Annotated in this window: 21 protein-coding genes; 8 read left to right on the top strand and 13 right to left on the bottom strand. The window is 34.7% G+C overall.

What is annotated here, in order from left to right; translation table 11 throughout:
* The first annotated feature begins 48 nt into the window (after positions 1 to 48).
* Complete coding sequence (locus tag NST14_RS10970) at positions 49 to 888, top strand: arylamine N-acetyltransferase family protein (protein ID WP_000988051.1); 840 nt, start codon at positions 49 to 51, stop codon at positions 886 to 888.
* A 95-nt stretch (positions 889 to 983) separates the two neighbouring features.
* Here NST14_RS10970 and NST14_RS10965 read toward each other — a convergent pair whose 3' ends face one another.
* A complete protein-coding gene (locus NST14_RS10965) occupies positions 984 to 1,193 on the bottom strand; it encodes a hypothetical protein (protein ID WP_000830253.1) in 210 nt (69 codons plus the stop codon).
* Between the two features lie 214 nt (positions 1,194 to 1,407).
* Positions 1,408 to 1,560 carry an exosporium protein ExsG gene (gene exsG, locus NST14_RS10960; RefSeq protein ID WP_000395678.1) on the bottom strand — a complete coding sequence of 51 codons (153 nt, stop codon included), beginning with the start codon at positions 1,558 to 1,560 and terminating at the stop codon, positions 1,408 to 1,410.
* A gap of 256 nt (positions 1,561 to 1,816) precedes the next feature.
* On the opposite strand from exsG, the gene ric reads away from it, so the two are divergent.
* The 6 genes from ric to NST14_RS10930 all read left to right on the top strand — a co-directional run bounded on the left by ric (position 1,817) and on the right by NST14_RS10930 (position 8,132).
* Positions 1,817 to 2,524, top strand: a complete 708-nt coding sequence (ric, locus tag NST14_RS10955) for an iron-sulfur cluster repair di-iron protein (protein WP_000401354.1) — start codon at positions 1,817 to 1,819, stop codon at positions 2,522 to 2,524.
* Positions 2,525 to 2,732: 208 nt separating this feature from the next.
* Positions 2,733 to 5,138: an NADPH-nitrite reductase large subunit gene (nirB, locus tag NST14_RS10950; RefSeq protein ID WP_000746896.1), complete on the top strand. Its 2,406-nt coding sequence runs from the start codon at positions 2,733 to 2,735 to the stop codon at positions 5,136 to 5,138.
* Positions 5,139 to 5,153: 15 nt separating this feature from the next.
* The gene (nirD, locus tag NST14_RS10945; RefSeq protein ID WP_000616691.1) at positions 5,154 to 5,471 is read left to right on the top strand and encodes a nitrite reductase small subunit NirD; all 318 of its coding nucleotides are present in this window, start codon (positions 5,154 to 5,156) and stop codon (positions 5,469 to 5,471) included.
* Between the two features lie 63 nt (positions 5,472 to 5,534).
* Positions 5,535 to 6,959 (top strand): uroporphyrin-III C-methyltransferase, encoded by a 1,425-nt coding sequence (locus NST14_RS10940; RefSeq protein WP_001014949.1) that lies wholly within the window; start codon positions 5,535 to 5,537, stop codon positions 6,957 to 6,959.
* Positions 6,956 to 7,666, top strand: a complete 711-nt coding sequence (locus NST14_RS10935) for a sirohydrochlorin chelatase (RefSeq protein ID WP_000676466.1) — start codon at positions 6,956 to 6,958, stop codon at positions 7,664 to 7,666. Before NST14_RS10940 ends, NST14_RS10935 begins: the two co-directional genes overlap by 4 nt.
* Entirely contained in the window at positions 7,659 to 8,132 is a 474-nt protein-coding gene (locus NST14_RS10930) for a precorrin-2 dehydrogenase (RefSeq protein ID WP_000282597.1), read from the top strand. Before NST14_RS10935 ends, NST14_RS10930 begins: the two co-directional genes overlap by 8 nt.
* Before the next feature lie 190 nt (positions 8,133 to 8,322).
* On the opposite strand, the gene NST14_RS10925 is transcribed toward NST14_RS10930, so the two are convergent.
* From NST14_RS10925 to moaA, 9 genes are all read right to left on the bottom strand, one after another.
* Positions 8,323 to 8,745, bottom strand: coding sequence for an STAS/SEC14 domain-containing protein (locus NST14_RS10925; RefSeq protein WP_073535995.1), 423 nt, complete (start codon positions 8,743 to 8,745; stop codon positions 8,323 to 8,325).
* A gap of 297 nt (positions 8,746 to 9,042) precedes the next feature.
* On the bottom strand, positions 9,043 to 9,960 hold the full coding sequence (locus NST14_RS10920; protein WP_000497478.1) for an AEC family transporter: 918 nt from the start codon (positions 9,958 to 9,960) through the stop codon (positions 9,043 to 9,045).
* Positions 9,961 to 10,570: 610 nt separating this feature from the next.
* Entirely contained in the window at positions 10,571 to 10,768 is a 198-nt protein-coding gene (locus NST14_RS10915; RefSeq protein WP_000737852.1) for a PspC domain-containing protein, read from the bottom strand.
* A 256-nt stretch (positions 10,769 to 11,024) separates the two neighbouring features.
* Positions 11,025 to 12,194, bottom strand: a complete 1,170-nt coding sequence (narK, locus tag NST14_RS10910) for a nitrate transporter NarK (RefSeq protein ID WP_229143466.1) — start codon at positions 12,192 to 12,194, stop codon at positions 11,025 to 11,027.
* Positions 12,195 to 12,274: 80 nt separating this feature from the next.
* Complete coding sequence (gene moaD / locus NST14_RS10905; RefSeq protein WP_000573674.1) at positions 12,275 to 12,508, bottom strand: molybdopterin converting factor subunit 1; 234 nt, start codon at positions 12,506 to 12,508, stop codon at positions 12,275 to 12,277.
* Positions 12,505 to 12,975, bottom strand: coding sequence for a molybdenum cofactor biosynthesis protein MoaE (locus tag NST14_RS10900; RefSeq protein WP_000149969.1), 471 nt, complete (start codon positions 12,973 to 12,975; stop codon positions 12,505 to 12,507). The genes moaD and NST14_RS10900 overlap by 4 nt, the downstream gene beginning before the upstream one ends.
* Before the next feature lie 44 nt (positions 12,976 to 13,019).
* A complete protein-coding gene (locus tag NST14_RS10895) occupies positions 13,020 to 14,309 on the bottom strand; it encodes a molybdopterin molybdotransferase MoeA (protein ID WP_074604007.1) in 1,290 nt (429 codons plus the stop codon).
* Positions 14,310 to 14,349: 40 nt separating this feature from the next.
* Positions 14,350 to 15,363: a molybdopterin-synthase adenylyltransferase MoeB gene (locus tag NST14_RS10890; RefSeq protein WP_001158139.1), complete on the bottom strand. Its 1,014-nt coding sequence runs from the start codon at positions 15,361 to 15,363 to the stop codon at positions 14,350 to 14,352.
* Positions 15,364 to 15,380: 17 nt separating this feature from the next.
* A complete protein-coding gene (gene moaA, locus NST14_RS10885; RefSeq protein WP_000545017.1) occupies positions 15,381 to 16,394 on the bottom strand; it encodes a GTP 3',8-cyclase MoaA in 1,014 nt (337 codons plus the stop codon).
* A 278-nt stretch (positions 16,395 to 16,672) separates the two neighbouring features.
* On the opposite strand from moaA, the gene NST14_RS10880 reads away from it, so the two are divergent.
* Entirely contained in the window at positions 16,673 to 17,365 is a 693-nt protein-coding gene (locus NST14_RS10880; RefSeq protein WP_000013859.1) for a Crp/Fnr family transcriptional regulator, read from the top strand.
* A 93-nt stretch (positions 17,366 to 17,458) separates the two neighbouring features.
* Here NST14_RS10880 and narI read toward each other — a convergent pair whose 3' ends face one another.
* Entirely contained in the window at positions 17,459 to 18,148 is a 690-nt protein-coding gene (gene narI / locus NST14_RS10875) for a respiratory nitrate reductase subunit gamma (RefSeq protein ID WP_000969219.1), read from the bottom strand.
* Positions 18,149 to 18,165: 17 nt separating this feature from the next.
* A complete protein-coding gene (narJ, locus tag NST14_RS10870; protein ID WP_000814203.1) occupies positions 18,166 to 18,696 on the bottom strand; it encodes a nitrate reductase molybdenum cofactor assembly chaperone in 531 nt (176 codons plus the stop codon).
* Positions 18,697 to 18,711 lie beyond the last annotated feature (15 nt).

Here is an 18,711-nt window from a genome sequence, read left to right as displayed (position 1 = left end):
CTATTGGTGAGCAGAAGAAAATTCTGTAAAAAGAAAGGAGAATGCTTTATGATGACCGATTTACAAAAGGAGTTTTTTAAACGATTAAAAATTCCTGCAAAAGAAATAACATTTGATGATTTAGATGCAATTCTCTTAAAAATGGGATTGATTCTCCCCTATGAAAATCTCGATATTATGGCTGGTACTATTAAAAACATCTCAAAAAATAACTTAATAGAAAAGTTACTTATTCAAAAACGAGGCGGTCTTTGTTATGAATTAAACTCCTTATTGTATTACTTTTTAATGGATTGTGGATTTCAAGTATATAAAGTAGCTGGTACTGTTTATGACCTTTATGATAATAAATGGAAACCCGATGATGGTCATGTCATTATCATATTACATCATAATAATAAAGATTATGTTATAGACGCCGGTTTTGCCTCTCATCTACCTTTACATCCAGTCCCTTTTAACGGAAAAGTCATCTCTTCTCAAACGGGTGAATATCGAATTCGCAAACGAATTACCCGAAAAGGTACACACATTTTAGAAATGAGAAAAGGAGCTAACGGGGAATCTACAAATTTCTTGCAATCTGAACCTTCAGATGAATGGAAAATAGGCTATGCCTTCACTTTAAATCCAATAGATGAGAAAAAGGTTAATAATATCCAGAAAATCATTGTAGAACATAAAGAATCTCCTTTTAATAAAGGAGCTATCACTTGTAAATTAACTAATTATGGTCACATATCATTAACAAATAAAAATTATACAGAAACCTTTAAAGGCACCAAAAATAAACGTCCAATAGAATTAAAAGATTATGCTCGCATTCTTCGTGAATCTTTTGGAATAACGCAAGTGAAATATGTAGGAAAAACACTAGAAAGAGGTTAGTTGACTAAAAGTATTTCATAATAAAGCAGATTCCATATTTAGAATCTGCTTTATTTTATATTTTGTTATAAAGAAATTTGTTTTGCTCTTATCCTTTAATTTTCAATGATATACTCATCATCATATTTATCGTATTGGAGCCCTGACCCTATTTTTGATTCCGTAACTTGATCTCTTAAAAACGGTGCAGCTTCCATCTTGCTAGTTGCAATTTCAATTCCATATTTCTTCGTTAAATGGGCTAATTCTATTAAAAACCACTCTCTTCGCAATGTAACTGGAATATCAAATGTCCTTCTTTTCATATATAATAGCACCTCTTTAATTTTCATAACTTAAAAATATCACTGCATGCACGTATGAAAACTACTTTTCATCACTAACAGCCAATGAAACATTATAGTATATGCATGTCCATTTTAAACGTGCTATTAAAAAAAGAATACTTCAGTTTACATAAAATAATTATTTATTAGTAGAAAGAGGCTTGTCCTCCTCTTTCTACTCTAGAGATTTAAATTAAGAACATCTTGGTACACCTAAAGCTAAGAATAAACCTGCTACTCCCGCAGTAATCGGTACTTTTAACGTAATAACATCGTCTACTTTCGTTACTAAAAAGAAAGCATTACCTTCTTGTAATATACAAGTCACCAACAATTGGAATTCCATTCAAATCCCCTCCTTTCAATCTATATATTATACTTTATGGATTTTATTTAAAAATGTAATAGGAAATATATCCATTTTCTTCTATATACAAATAAATGTTCATCAGTCTATTAAAAATATTAATGTCCGCTGTTAAATACCACTCCTATTATTCTCAAATCAGACACATAATAAGTGATTTCAATCACCACGTTGTTTTTCATTTATCGCTATTCTTAATTTAGATATTACATTTAAACTTTATGGAGGCATTCATATGGAACATACATTTACTGAAACTTCTATTGTCGGTGAGATTGTTACACAGTTTCCGAAAGCTAGTGATCTTTTTAAATCCTATAGAATAGATTTTTGTTGTGGCGGTAATAAGCCACTTATTGATGCAATTCATGAAAGAAATTTATCAGCTACTGAAGTAATTACAGAGTTAAATACGCTTTATCATAATACGAAACGATTAAATGAATCTGAAATTGATTGGAAAAATGCTTCTTATCGTGAATTGATTGATTATGTAATTCATAAGCATCATCGTTATTTAAATGAAGAGTTACCACAGTTAAGTCCTTATGTGACGAAAGTATTACGTGTTCATGGAGCAAATCAGCCGCATTTAGCTAAAATTCATAAGCTATTTCATGAACTTAAAATGGAATTAGAACAGCATTTAATTAAAGAAGAAACAGAAGATTTCCCATTAATTTTAGAATTTGAAAAAAATCCAACTGATGAAAACTATGCAAAGTTACGTAAAGTAGTAGATGAACTAGAAAATGAACATAACCACGCTGGCAACATTATTAAAGAGCTTCGTAAAGTTACACATGACTTTACTCCTCCAGAAGGAGCTTGCGGCACTTATCGACTTGTTTACAATCGCCTTGAAGCGTTAGAGTCTGATTTATTTGAGCACATTCATGTAGAAAATAATATTTTATTTCCACGTGCCATTACGAGAGCGTAAATAAAGTGCAGGACATGAGTATACATACTGATGTCCTACTTTTTCATTTTGCGAAACCTATCCACATCACCCTCACATAAATCAGAATTTTAACAATTTGTGAATCATTATAAAAATGTGATAAATATCACATCTCCCCCTTTCTTGATTTTCTATAATAAAAATATAATCCTTTGTTCAACATTTCACATAAAAAGGGGAAACGAAAATGAAAAAACGTTTAGTTATGATCGGAAATGGTATGGCTGGCATACGTTGTATGGAAGAAATATTAAAACATGATTGTGATTCATATGAGATTACTATTTTTGGAGATGAACCACACCCAAACTATAATCGCATTATGCTCTCTCATGTTTTACAAGGTAAAACAAATATACAAGATATCATTATGAATGAATACAGTTGGTATGAAGAAAACGAAATAACTTTGTATACAAATGAAAGAGTTCAAAGTATTGACCGAGAAGAAAAAGTTATTATTACAGAAAAGAATCGTACTCTTACATATGACAAGCTTATTATTGCAACAGGTTCTAGTGCTTTTATTTTACCGGTTGAAGGTTCCACTCTTCCTGGTGTAACAGGTTTTCGAACTATTGAAGATACACAGTTTATGATGGATACTGCTAAAGAAAAGAAAAAGGCCGTTGTCATTGGTGGTGGATTACTTGGTTTAGAAGCAGCAAGAGGTCTTATTGACTTAGGAATGGACGTACATGTTGTTCATTTAATGCCTAGCTTAATGGAGCAACAACTAGATACGAAAGCAGCTTCTCTACTGCGTGAAGATTTAGAAGCACAAGGCATGAAGTTTTTAATGGAAAAGAAAACTGTAAAAATTCTTGGTACAAACCATGTTGAGGGCATTCAATTTGAAGATGGTGAAGTTGTAGATTGTGATTTAATCGTAATGGCTGTCGGAATCCGACCAAATACGCAAATAGCAAGAGATGCTGGTTTAATTGTCAATCGCGGCATTGTAGTCAATGACTATATGCTAACAAATGATGAGTCCATTTATGCAGTTGGCGAATGTGCAGAACATGACGGTATCGCATATGGACTTGTTGCCCCTCTTTATGAACAAGGTGCAATATTAGCAAAACATATAACAAATTTACAAACTGATGGATATTCGGGCAGTATCGTCGGTACGCAATTAAAAGTTGCTGGTTGTGATTTATTCTCTGCAGGCCAAATTTATGAAGATGATCAAACGAAAGCAATATCCATCTTTAATGAATGCAAACGTTCCTATAAAAAAGTATTAATTCGTGACAATAAAGTCGTCGGTATCGTTTTATATGGTGACACCGCTGATGGTACACGCCTCTTTAGCATGTTAAAGAAAGAAGAAGATATACAAGAATATACACCAGCGTCCATTCTTCACAAAGCTGGTGAAGAAAGTGAATTTGATGTTGCTACAATGAGTGCGGATGACACGATTTGTGGATGTAATGGTGTTACGAAAGGAACAATCGTACATGCCATTTTAGAACAAGAGTTAACGACTTTTGAAGAAGTTAAAGGCTGTACGAAAGCCGCAGGGTCATGTGGTAAATGTCGTCCACTTGTAGAACAAGTTTTATCTCATACACTCGGAGATGCTTTTGATGCCTCAGCCCAGTCTGCTGGTATGTGCGGATGTACACCTTTATCACGTGATGAAGTCGTAGCGGCAATTCATGAAAAAGGCTTAAAATCACCAAAAGAAGTACGAAATGTTCTTGGTTTTGTACATGAAGATGGCTGTTCGAAATGTCGTCCTGCTTTGAACTACTATTTACGTATGGCGATTCCAGAAGAATATGAAGATGATAAAGCCTCCCGTTTCGTTAATGAAAGAATGAATGGTAACATCCAACACGATGGTACATTCTCTGTTATTCCACGTATGTACGGAGGCGTTACAACAGCAGATGATTTAATGAAAATTGCTGAAGTTGCGAAAAAGTATAATGTTCCACTTGTGAAAATTACCGGTGCAAGTCGAATTGGCTTATACGGTGTTAAGAAACAAGATTTACCTAACGTATGGGCTGACTTAAATATGACTTCTGGATATGCGTATTCAAAATCTCTTCGTAATGTAAAATCATGTGTTGGCTCTCGTTTCTGCCGTTTCGGTACAAAAGATTCATTAGGACTTGGTATGCTCCTTGAACAATCATTAGAAATGGTAGATACACCTCATAAAATGAAGATGGGTGTAACGGGTTGTCCGCGTAACTGTGCGGAAGTACTTACGAAAGATTTTGGCGTTGTTTGTGTCGAAAATGGATACCAACTTTATATTGGTGGAAATGGTGGTACAGAAGTACGTGAAGCTGATTTTGTAATGATTGTACCTACTGAAGATGATGTTCTTCGCATCGCTACAGCTTACATGCAATATTATCGTGAAACTGGTATTTACGGAGAGCGTACTGCCTACTGGACAGAACGATTAGGCTTCGATCACATAAAAGAAATACTGCAAGATGCAAATATGGTCACTAAGTTAAATGAACGTTTCCAAACAGCTCGTGGCACATATAAAGAAGCTTGGGGACAAGCACTAGAAACGAAATCATTAAAAGCGATGTATGAAGTAGAAACTGTGAAATAAGGAGCTGTGATCTATATGATACAAACGAAAGAAAAAATAAAAGTTATGCGTGCAGAAGATCTTCCTATTCAAATCGGTAAAGAGGTACAAATGAAAGGTATGTCTATCGCCCTATTCCGCCTCTCAAATGGTGATATTCGAGCTGTAGAAAATCGTTGTCCTCATAAAAACGGACCGTTAGCAGAAGGAATTGTATCTGGTGAATTCGTCTTTTGTCCACTGCATGATTGGAAGATTTCATTACTAACAGGTGAAGTTCAAAAACCTGATGACGGTTGTATTCAAACGTACGAAGTAGAAGTCATTGATGATGACATTTATATATATATGTAATTTACAAAAGGAAGCCTCCCCCCCTGGCTTCCTTTTAAATAAAACTAGATGAGGTGCAATTATATGAACGGATATGTATATTTAGTTGGTGCAGGACCAGGTGATGAAGGGCTTATTACAAAGAAAGCGATAGAGTGTTTAAAACGTGCAGATATTGTTTTATATGACCGTTTACTAAACCCTTTCTTTCTTAGCTATACAAAACAAACATGTGAACTTATGTATTGCGGAAAAATGCCAAAGAATCATATTATGCGACAAGAAATGATTAACGCACACCTTCTTCAATTTGCAAAAGAGGGAAAAATTGTTGTCCGATTAAAAGGCGGAGATCCATCTATTTTTGGCCGTGTTGGTGAAGAAGCAGAAACTTTAGCAGCAGCAAATATTCCATATGAAATTGTACCAGGCATTACATCTAGCATCGCCGCTAGTAGCTATGCAGGTATCCCCCTTACCCACCGTAACTACAGTAATAGCGTTACTTTACTAACCGGACATGCAAAAGGTCCTTTAACCGATCATGGAAAATATAATTCATCTCACAATAGCGATACGATTGCCTACTACATGGGTATAAAAAACTTACCTACAATTTGCGAAAACTTACGACAAGCAGGAAAGAAAGAAGATACGCCAGTAGCAGTCATTGAATGGGGTACAACTGGTAAACAGCGCGTTGTCACAGGGACACTATCTACCATTGTTTCTATCGTCAAAAATGAAAATATTTCTAACCCTTCTATGACAATTGTTGGTGATGTCGTTTCCTTACGTAATCAAATCGCTTGGAAAGAACGTAAACCATTACATGGTAAAAAAGTTTTATTTACATCCGCAACAAATAAAACAAGTGTAATGAAGCAAAGGTTACAAGAAGCTGGTGCAGAAATATATCAAATTCCAACTTTCAAAAAGGAAGAATATACATTAACCCTTGAACAAATCAATGAAATTTTTAACGTTGATCGTCTTGTTTTTTGTTCAGCTGAAAGTGTAGAAATTTTGATGCAATCATGTAGTAAATACCAGAAAGATATTCGTTCCTTACAGGCAGAGCTGCAACACATGAACGTTGCCACTCAAGAAAAACTTATGCAATATGGCCTACTAAGTAAAGAAGCAAAGTTCTCTTCCGATACAACTGTTTATTTAGGCAGAAATATTAATCGGATTGCATTTATTCAAGAGAAAATTGGTGCCGGCTCCTATATGATGACTCATAAGTATACAATTGATCATCGTTTCGATGAAGTCCATTCTCGTATGCTTTCAGAATTCTTATGGGATAGCATTGTATTTGAAGGACGCGCTTCTATTGATACGTTTCTAGCAGAAGTAAAACGTCTTGGCTTTATCGATATTGTTACTCTCCCATTCTCATATACCGACGTTCCAACTTTACACTATGCAAATAAAGTCGGGTTTCATAACATTGATCATCAATTACAAGAAACTCTTATGCAGAAAGACATGGTAAGACAATGAAAGGAATTGTATATGTTGGACACGGTAGTCGCTTGCAAGAAGGGAACGAACAATTCATTCACTTTATTCAATCTGTTATGAAAGAACGTAACGAAAGCATTCAAAAAATAGCTTTTCTAGAACTAACGACACCTACCATTTCGGATGCAGTTACAGAAACGATACTAGAGGGAGCAACTGAAATAATGATTGTACCTGTTTTATTATTTGCAGCAGCTCACTATAAATGTGATATTCCTTTTGAGATAGAACAAATGCAAAAGCAATATCCACATATAACATTTTCAGTTGTACCACCTTTTAGTACGCATCCGCATATGGTTGAACTTGTAGTGAAAAGAATACGTGAAGCTATGCCAATGCAAAATAGTAGTATTTTACTCGTAGGAAGAGGTAGTAGTGACCCCCAGCCCATACATGAGTTACAGCAAATTGGAGTAGCTGTCGAACAAAAACTCAGTATACCAGTATCGTGCTCCTTTTTAACGAAAGGAACACCCTCTTTTACTGCTGAGCTAAAGACAATAACATCAACTGCATCCCATGTATATGTCATGCCCTACCTTCTCTTTACCGGATTATTGCTTCAAAAAATTAAGTTGTATACAAAAAAATACGATCACGTGACGACTTGTAATTGCCTACAGTTTGATACATATATGAAATTAACATTGTTAGAACGAATGGAGGAATGCATATATGTATAACATGTACCCCCTTATGTTTAATCTGCAAAATAAAGTGGTCGTTATCATTGGTGGAGGTAAAATTGCATATCGAAAAGCGTCTGGATTAAAAAATACAGGCGCTTTTGTCACCGTTATCAGCCCAGAAATTTGCGAGGAGATGAAGGAACTTCCTTTTATTACTTGGAAGCAAAAAACTTTTAGTAATGATGATATTAAAGATGCTCACCTTATTTATGCAGCTACAAATCAACATGCTGTAAATATGATGGTCAAGCAGGCCGCCCACGATTTTCAGTGGGTTAACGTTGTAAGTGATGGTACAGAATCATCTTTTCACACACCTGGCGTCATTCGACATGATGAATATGTTGTCACTATTTCAACTTCAGGTAAAGATCCATCGTTTACGAAGCGTTTGAAGCAAGAACTAACATCTATATTGCCTAAACTTATAAAAAAGATTTCTCGTACACATAAATTGTAGTCTATTTCTTAGTTAAAATCGTAATTACCTTTGGACAAACGTTTGTTAGGGGACGTTTGTTCTTTTTGTTGTAGTTCCGTTCTTTTATTCCATAAGCAATCTACGAAGAAAATGAATGGTGTTTGCAACTTGTAAGCAAGTAAATTTCATGACAAGTGCAACATTACGAGCAACTCTTTCTATTCAGTTTTTATATTGGATATTCATTCAACCAATTTAGCGCTTGTTCATAATCGTCAAAAAACTCTACGGATTCTTTTGTATTGGATTGTTGCAAATACTTCAGTATCTCTCCTTCTTCAAGAAGAAATGCAATTGCCTTGCTATGATTCAAAATAGTTTCATTGAAGAACTTCTCTTTCCATACTTTTTGAACAGAAAAATGATTTGGCGTGTATCCTTTTCTATCCACCAACAATTTGTATTTCCGCCCCTCAGAAATAAATTGCTGACAAACCTGCTCAAAGCCATTAAACCATTCATACACATCCTCTGTTTTAATCTGGCCAATTAGATGGGTAACAATCAAATCTCCTGAAATAGTTGTACTAATATTCTGTTTACTCATTTTAGAATCATCTCCCTTAAATACAATTATGAGGAAAAACCTCATAAAATCAATAAAGATAAAATTCTTACTTGACACTCCCGCCCCATCGCTATCATCCTAAGCTCATGTAATCTTAATTATAAGCGAAATTGCGTCTTTTTTCGCAAGTCTATATGTAAATGCTTTAAAGATTTGTATACGAAATAAACCTTAATGAGTTTCCTTTTTTGAATTAAGCCGCTTAATTATCAGACACGATACAATTGTAAACGACACCTAATATATGAAAGACTGCTTTTTCTCATATCGATTCCCTTCCATCACTCGCCACCTCAAATCTATTCGTTTTTGCATGTAAATTCAAAACAAAATATATGACAAATAAATAACGACAGTTACTGTAACAATACTAAAAAGTGTTGAAAATAAAACGATTTGCGCATGTAGTTCAGGCTCTATTTGATACTCCATAGCAATGGTTGCTGTATTTCTTGAAGTAGGAAAAGAACTTGCAATAAATAATGATTGTGCAACAATACCATCAATCTTTAGTAGGTAGATCATGGTAAGTGCTACTAATGGTCCCATCAGTAACCTTCCAATTAAAGCCCATGTTATGACTCGATGGAAAAATTTAAGCTTAATGTTGGATAATTGCGCCCCTAGCAATATGAGTGCTATTGCAACAAAACCATTCGCAAGCTGATTAAGAGGTAGCAAGATAGAATTAGGTAATTGAATTGTAAAAGATTGAAAGAGAATCCCTAATACGAGCGCATGAAATACAGGCAGTCTTAGAAATGATTGAATAATACCTCCGATTGTTTTTGTTGCTGATAGTAAGTTATATATTCCATATGAATAGGTTAAAAGATTCTGGAAAATAACAATGAAAATCTGAATGGAAACCCCCACTGGATTGTGACTAAAAATCAATTGACTTACTGGTAATCCATAATTACCGGAATTCATTAACGAAATGCTATTTTTTAGAGCTGCACTTTCCCCTTTTTCTAACTTTAATATTTTTGAAATAAAATGACTTACTATGATCAGACTTAGACTGTAAAGCATTAAATAGTATATTATCTGGAGCAACAAATCTATTTCTATACGAATATCATATATATTCACAAATACAGCCGCAGGCATCAAGCAATACGTAATAAGTGTAGATAGTTGCTTTAAGTCAAATTGAAACTTTCTTTGTAAGATTGCACCAATTAGCATCAATATTAATATCGGTAATATTACGTCTAATATAATAAAAACAAACATTTACAACCTCATTCTACATATATTTTAGTTGGATTAAACACTTTACTACATATGGATCACATTTAATTCATCGGAAAACACTATTAGTTCTCAATAATCAGAAAAAACACTCATTTCATTTCCCTCCCCTTTCTTTTCTTTAACATAACAAATATGATCCATAAAGAAAATTATGGATTATTTATAGAAATTTATAATTTTATCTTATCGAACTGAACTGTATTCTTTAGTTTAAGTATACTTTTTCACAATACTCATTAGCCTTATCAAAAAGCTGGTTCTAATAAAATATGAAGTTTTTTCTTGTTATAGATACCGTCATATGTTTTTTAAAATTCCGAGGAATTTCAATTTTTATATTTCTTGATATAGATTGATAGATATTTTTTAGAAAGGAGTGACTATTAATCGATTCATTAGCGATCAATAGTCATATCGTTTAATTCAAAAGTTATTGTTTTCATTCTCGATATATTCCGAATGTTTTATGAGGATGTTTCGTTTATTCATTTCAGTCTTATAACAATCGTACTGTTTCTTTTACTTTGTAAACTTTCAATAGACAAAAAACTGAGTTCTCGATTGTAGAATTAGATTTAAGGTCATACATTTATCCCTTAATTTCTTTATCTGTAGGCAAAACAATTGCAGCTATTATATAAATTAACACTGTAAATCCGCTAGTAAAAAAGGCTGATAATGCAGTTACTATGCGAAGGATACTAACATCAATTCCATACTTGTCACTTAAGCCACCTAACACACCTGATACTTGTTTATCTTGAGTGGACTTATATAACTTTTTCATCTAAACACCCCAATCCAATTAAATATTTGCTTTCTAAAAATTAGTTTAATCTTTATGCTTGAACTAACCTGCCCTTTAATTGAATAACATCTGATATTTATATTTTAACATAAAATCCCATTACTCTTCTGTTTTTCATTTTAAAACCACATTATTTCAGGAAACAAACGTTCGTTAAGATATCAATAGAAAACATGTTGAAGCCTATTACTAAAAGAACCATCCCAAAATACTTTGGGACGGTTCTTTTTCCTTATTAATGATTCTTTAACATCACTAAGAGTTTCTCCTGACTATACATCCAGACTGTAATAATTAAACAAGCAAGTGCGACTTCTGATAACGCCATAAATCCTATTGCATAATGACCTGTTAGTTGGAATAGTAATGTTAAAATTAGAGGCGGGAAGAATCCTCCTAGTCCGCCTAAAGCTGAAACGAGTCCGTTTACAATACCAGCTTGTTCAGAGAAATACATTGGAACGAGTTTGAAGATTGTACCATTACCGATACCTGCGCAAAATGCGACAAGTAGGCAACCAAATGTATATACGTTCATGCTAGGCATAAATGATAAAATAATACCTGAAAGTGTTAAACCGATAAATACGAAGATTAATATTTTAAATGGATTAACCTTATCACCGAGCCAACCACCAATCGGACGCATAATTGTTGCGAGTACGATGAATCCGGCTGTACGTATACCTGCATCTACTTTCTCTAATCCGAAATGAGATACTAAAAAGTTTGGTAAATATACTGTAAATGCAACAAATGATCCGAAAGTTAAAAAGTAAAAGATACATAAAAACCAAAGTTTCTCATTTTTATATACACCTTTTATTTGTTCCATTAGTGGTGTATTCACTTTTTTCTCTTTACGATCACCTAATAAAAAGTTCATAAGTGCAAACGCTGCAAGTAAAATTAAATAACATTGTACTGTCGTTCTCCAGCCAACTGAAGTTGCGATAACAGGCGCTAAAAATGAAGTAATTGCTGTTCCAGCGTTACCGACACCGTAAATACCATTTACAAAACCGTGACTCTCTTTTGGAAAGTATTTTGGTAAAGAAGTTACTCCTACAGAGAATACAGCACCACCGATTCCTACAAATAATCCACCAATAATTAAATCCATCATAGAATTGGCAACACTAATATAAAAAACAGGAAATAATAATAGAATAAAACTAATAAAGAATAATTTTCTTGCTCCGAAACGATTGGTCCAATAACCAATTGGAATGCGAAGAACAGAACCTAAAATAACGGGTACTGCTGTTACCATAGAAATTTGTCCCGCAGTTAATGGGATATCCACTTTAATATAGGGCATTAATGATGATAAAATAACCCACACCATAAAACCGATAATTAGATTAGAAGTTTGTAAACTTAATTGAAAATTAGGACTTTTCATCCTGTTCCCTCCTATGTATACGTAGTTATATTCATTCCCTCCAGCCTAATCACGTTCTTACATGATTAGGCTGAAAAGAATCAACCACCACTTACTGGCGGAATCATTGCTACGACATCACCAGTTTGAATAATGTCATCCTCATTTGCGTATTCTTCATTTATCGCGACCATAATCTCGTTTGAAATTGCTACATTATATTCCTTAATCAGAACTTCCTTCAGCTTCGCGACTGTAATATTTTCACAATCTATGTGTAATGCTGGCTTACTTACTTCTTCTTGTAAATGTGCAAATAATAGTACTTCAATCAAATTCTCATCTCCTTTCCAGGCTCGCCATTACCATATGCTGTTTTCTCTAACTGATCGCCTATCCACGACTCACTATCTTCCCAAAACTCTTTTTTCCATATCGGAATAATTTGTTTTATACGCTCCATAATATATTCATTCGCCTCATAAGCAGCTTTCCGATGCGGTGTAGCAACAGCAACGACAACAGCCAAATCAGAAATTTGTAATGTACCAATGCGATGTGTAATTGCCACATATGCCCCAGGCCATTTCTCCCCTACTTCTGTACCAATTCTCTCAAGCTGTTTCTCCGCCATTGTTTTATAAGCTACATACTCTAAATAAAGGGTACGACGGCCTTTCGTAAATTCTCTAACAGTGCCAATAAAAGTAGTAACCGCACCACACTCACGCCGAATTACTTTGTTTGTAACTTCTTCAATTGATATAGGTGTATCTATTACTTCATAATACGTATGTGTCATTTCGCACCTCTTATCTTTGTATAAATTAGCAACCTATTTTTCTATTATTTGTATGAACGAAGCAATTCTTTCCATGGCCATTCACTTCCGTTGGTTGATTCTAATAACAGTACCGAAACAGTAATTCCAGCTTTAAATCCTCTCGTTCCCCCTGGCAAAACGATAAATGCATTCGCTTCTGCAAGTGAAGAAATTGCGCTAGATTTATCTAAACCAACTGGTGTAACTTGTAATTGACCATCTACAATTTCTACTCTCCCTCTTACAAATCGAGTAAACGGATTTGCTTTCGGAAAGTCTTTTTGTAAAATTGCCTCTGCACGAAATACGTACGAATCTTTTCTATGCAAGTATGTTCCAATGACTGGTCTAACATATAATTCACAACCGACATAACAAGCTGAAGGATTACCAGATAAACTAAATAGTAGTTTTCCTTCTACCTCAGCTACAGTTGTCACACTTCCTGGTCGCATCGCTATTTTGTTAAAAAGTACATTAGATTGTAATCTCTCATAAATAGCAGGCAAATAGTCATAGTCTCCTACTGAAACGCCACCAGTCGTAATTAAAATATCAACTTCTTTTATCGCCTTTTTCACATTGTTATAACACGTCTCAAAATCGTCAATGAATTGTCCATAATACCGTACAACTCCGCCCGCTCGTTCAATTTGCGCAGCTATCATATAGGAGTTACTATTTCGAATCTTCCCTGGCTTTAATTGTTCATGTACTTCAAGCAGTTCACTACCCGTCGTTACAATTCCAATAATCGGCTGTTTTACAACATGTACGGAACTATAACCAAACGTAGCAAGAAGTGCTGCAACTCCAGGATTAATAACAGTCCCTTTTTTCACAAGGGTGCTATTTTGTTTTACATCTTCTCCTTTAAAAGAAATGTTATCACCAGGAGAGAAAGACCGTTTTAATACCATATAAGTCTTTTCGTTTTCTTCAAACCCTTCCGTTATCTCCAACATCACAACCGCATTACACCCTTTCGGAATTGCGGCTCCTGTCATAATACGGACAGCTTGAAATGCTTTCACTTCTTCTGTAAAAACAACCCCTGCTCCAATTTCACCAATCACTTCAAACTGAATGGGATTACTGCTACTTGCTTCTTTTGTGTCTTCCGCTCGAATCGCAAATCCGTCGTACGGAGAGCGATCAAAATGTGGGACATCATGATCTGCAATAACATCTTCTCCAAGCGTTCTACCGTAACTTTCTATAAGAGAAACCTCTTCTGTTTCACCTTGATGAGCATATTTCATTACTCGTGCAACTGCTTCTGCCACTGGAATCGGTATACGTTTTTCTAACATTCTTTTTCACCTCGTTTTAATAAGGAGAAACTCTCTCTGTTCATCCTATATATTTTGCATATAGTCGTTTTGCCATTTTCACATCATTTGTCCCATGAACAAATGCCCTACCGTCTGTAAATAAAACGAAACGATATTCATCAATTAGAAATGATAGTAAGTACGGCGTTTTTTGGACATGTACAATTTTTTGTAATCTTTTTTTAATTTCGTTTAAATTTAGAGCTCTCTTTATTCCTGGACGGATTTGAACTGTATTCCGTCCGCATAGCACCTCCGTTTTCACCTGTGATTCAAATGTTAAACTTGGGTACGTACGTGTATTTCCGCAAGATGGACATGTACTTTTTTTCTGTTTATTTACTTTTAATGAGAGAAATTGATTGTTCCAAATATCAAATGATAACATTGTTCCTCGTAGCGTCTCGAAATCATCCACCAATATTTTCATTGCTTCTGTCACTTGGTGAGCAACAACCATCTGTACAGCTGGCTGAATAATTCCCGCTGTATCACATGTTGCACCGCCCATCGGATGATCCATTAAGCAGCGAAAACATGGTGTTTTTCCTGGAAGAATTGTGTACGTTACACCGTAACTTCCAATGCATCCACCGTATATCCAAGGTATATTTTCTTTTTGTGAAATATCATTTATAAGTAGACGCGTATCAAAGTTGTCAGTCGCATCTAATATGAGATCCACTTCTTTCGTTAACTCTTCCATTTCTTTCATTGTGACATCCGTTACAACTGGTACAATTTCCACCTCAGAATTAATCCTTCTTACATGTTCTGCCGCTGCAATTGCTTTTGGTTTGCATTGTTTTGCATCTTCTTCTGTATATAACTGTTGCCGTTGTAAATTACTCCATTCGACATAGTCACGATCGGCAATTGTCAATTTCCCAATTCCCATCCGAACGAGCGCTTCTGCATTTGCAGCTCCTAGCGCCCCCGCACCAATTAAGAGCACATGCTTTTCCCTTATTTTCCTTTGTCCCATTTCACCTATTCCAGAAAACAATACTTGTCTTGAATATCGCTCTTGCATAAGGAATCCTCCTTTCGCTATCCACCAATGTAAGACATCTCAACTTTTTGACGTTTATTTGTACTTTCCGCCGTTCTTTCATCTGAATATCGATCTGTTCTATATCGCCATGTATGTTGTAAAATTTTTAATAGTGATGCATCAGAAATATTTTCTCGAAGAAGCGATCGTAAATCCGTTCCTTTTTCTCCAAATAAGCACGTATAAAACTTGCCGTCTGCCGAAATACGGGCTCTCGTACAAGAAGAACAAAATGACTCAGATACTGAAGTAATAAATCCAACTTCGGCATCGCTTCCTACATATCGATACAATTTCGCAACTTCTCCAAAGTAACGAGGTTTAACAGGTTCAATTGGATATACACGATTAATTTTCTCTATTAATTGTTCCTTCGTAACGACTTGTTCAAAGTTCCATCCGTTCGTACTGCCTACATCCATAAACTCAATGAAACGTAACTGTATTTCTTGTTCTTTAAAATACTGAGCCATAGGAAGAATTTGACTATCATTCATCCCTTTTTTTACGACCATATTTACCTTTACTTCTAATCCAGCTTCCTTCGCTGCTTCAATTCCTTTCAGTACAGGTTTCGTACTTACATGTCTTCCATTAATTTTTTGGAAGACACAATCCTCTATTGCATCTAAACTAATATTTACACGCTTTAATCCTGCTTCTTTTAGCGCCTTAGCTTGTTTTGCTAAATGAATTCCGTTTGTTGTGAGCCCAATATCTTTTAAGCCTTCTAGCTTTGCAAGTCTTCCAATTAACTTCGGTAAGTCTTTACGCAATAAAGGTTCACCGCCAGTAAGCCTAATTTTATTAATTCCCATACTTATAAATAATCTCGCTAACCTTTCTATTTCATCAAACGTTAATAAACACTCTTCCTGTAAAAAAGCATAATCAGGTCCGAACACTTCAGCAGGCATACAATATGTGCACCTAAAATTACAACGATCAATAACTGAAATGCGTAAATCTTGAAGTGGCCGCTTTAAAGAATCTTTCATGTTCTCGTGCATCTATATCCCTTCTTTTCTGCTGCAATCCTTAGTAAGCTTTCATTTTTTTATTTGCCTTTATTATAAAAAAGAAGCTACATATTCAATGTGACTTTTCTCACATCACTTTCCCCATTCAAAAACTTTTCACAAATCCGTTCGCATTTTGTTCACATCTTCAGGCCATACTCCTTACGGTCATTGAAATTTTACATTATTTTTAAAATAGCTCTTGCATTTTCATCATATTTACACTCAAAATAGGAAATGTATTGCTTATAAGAAGAAAGGTGATTGCTGTGGCAAACAGTATGACATTATCTCAAGATTTAAAAGAATTACTTGCATCTGTTGAATATAAAATGCAGATAAAAAAAGGTAGTTTTATTTTTCAAGAAGGTATGGAGGCAACCGAACTCTATATCATCCACTCAGGAAAAGTACAAATTAGTAAACTTAGTGCTGACGGACAAGAACTAACACTTCGAATTTGTTCGGCATACGACATTATTGGAGAATTAACATTGTTCACGGATAATGCGAAGTATTTATTAAATTCAAAATGCCTTGAAGATGTTGAAGTAGGCGTTATAAAGCGTGAAGCGTTAGAAAAAGAATTACTCCAAAAACCAGCTCTTGTATTTGAATTTATGAAATGGATTAGTGAACATTTAAGAAGAATGCAAACGAAGTTCCGAGATTTAGTATTACACGGCAAAAAAGGTGCCTTATATTCTACTCTCATACGAATGACAAATAGTTATGGTGTTTTAAAGGAAAATGGTATTCTCATCGATTTACCGTTAACGAATCAAGAACTTGCTAATTTCTGTGCAACTTCACGTGAAAGTGTAAATCGAATGTTAAATGAATTAAAAAAGCAAGGTACAATTTCTATTCATAAAGGAAAGATTACAATACACGATTTACAATTTTTAAAATGTGAAATTGCTTGTGAAGATTGTTCTGCTTCTGTTTGTAGTATTGATTAGCGTCTTATTTAGGTACTTATACCTATAAGGAAAGCCGAGGTCTCCAATTAGATCTCGGCTTTCCTTATAAATTACGAAACATATAAAACTAATTTATTTTTTCAATTCATTTGGAATACGTCTTCTGTAAATTACATAGCTACGGCTTACATATTTAATTGGGGCACTAAATACGTGTACCAGTCTAGTAAATGGCCATACTGCGAAAAGCCCCATTCCCGCAAGAATATGAATTTTAAACCATACAGGTACTTCCTTCATATAATCAACTTTCGGTTGAAAAACGAAGAGGCTTCGGAACCATGGACCGATCGTTGTACGATAATCAAATCCTTTTGAGTCGATATTTAAAAACGTTGAAGAAAGTCCTGCTAGCATTACGATAAGTAATAGAATAAGCGCAATATAATCTCCCTTTGTACTCGTTGCAATGATACGTTTTACCGTTACGCGGCGGTACGTTAATATAATTAAACCGATGATTGAAGCAACCCCTGCTGGAAGCCCAAAACTAATTGCTACTACATGATACGTATGCTCAGAAATACCTATGGAACGGTATACAGCTTCTGGAATTAAAATTCCCATAACATGACCGCCAATTACGAACATGATCCCAAAGTGGAATAATAGACTTCCGATTCGGAGCATTTTCTTTTCTAATAGTTCACTAGATTTTGATGTCCATCCAAATTGATCATAGTTGTATCTAAAAATATGTCCACCGATAAAGATTGCAAAAATGATATAGGGAAACAACACCCATAGAAATTGATCCATCATTTTGACAACTCTCCTTTCTAATTTGTCTGTACACCCCATGTATCGATAGCGAGTAGAACAGCCGCAAGAATTGGTTCATACATACTATCAGCTTCTTTTAACTGAACGTGTAATGCTTGGATGTTCTCTTTGTATTTACTCATAATTGGTTCACTGTCTTGCTCATTTGCATTTGCAAAAAACTCTAGTAATAGCGGTAAATAATCAGGTAGTTCTTTATCTGTTACTTCAAAACCAGATTTTTTATAATGCTGTTTTAACTCTAGTAATTCAATACCTCTTTCCCTTTGCTCACCGGTGTTCATATACGTTAAATACATATTTGTCTTCTTACCAAAATCAAATGTATATACGTAACTATCAATAAGTTGATCGTTCGTTTTATCCAGTGCTTGTTTTATAAATGCTGTAAGTGAAGTTTTAACTTCTTCCTGTTCAATCGCTTCAATCTCTTCTTGCAATTCAGCTAAAGCTTCTCTCCACCCGAGTTCCGGATAGGAGAGAAGGAATGAAGAACAAGAAAAAGCAATTTGTAGACTTTGTTTCATATTTTTCCGCCCCCA

Source organism: Bacillus sp. FSL W8-0519 (assembly GCF_038005585.1).
In the GTDB taxonomy this organism is placed as follows: Bacteria; Bacillota; Bacilli; order Bacillales; family Bacillaceae_G; genus Bacillus_A; species Bacillus_A paranthracis.
This window is presented reverse-complemented; position numbering and strand designations above follow the sequence as displayed.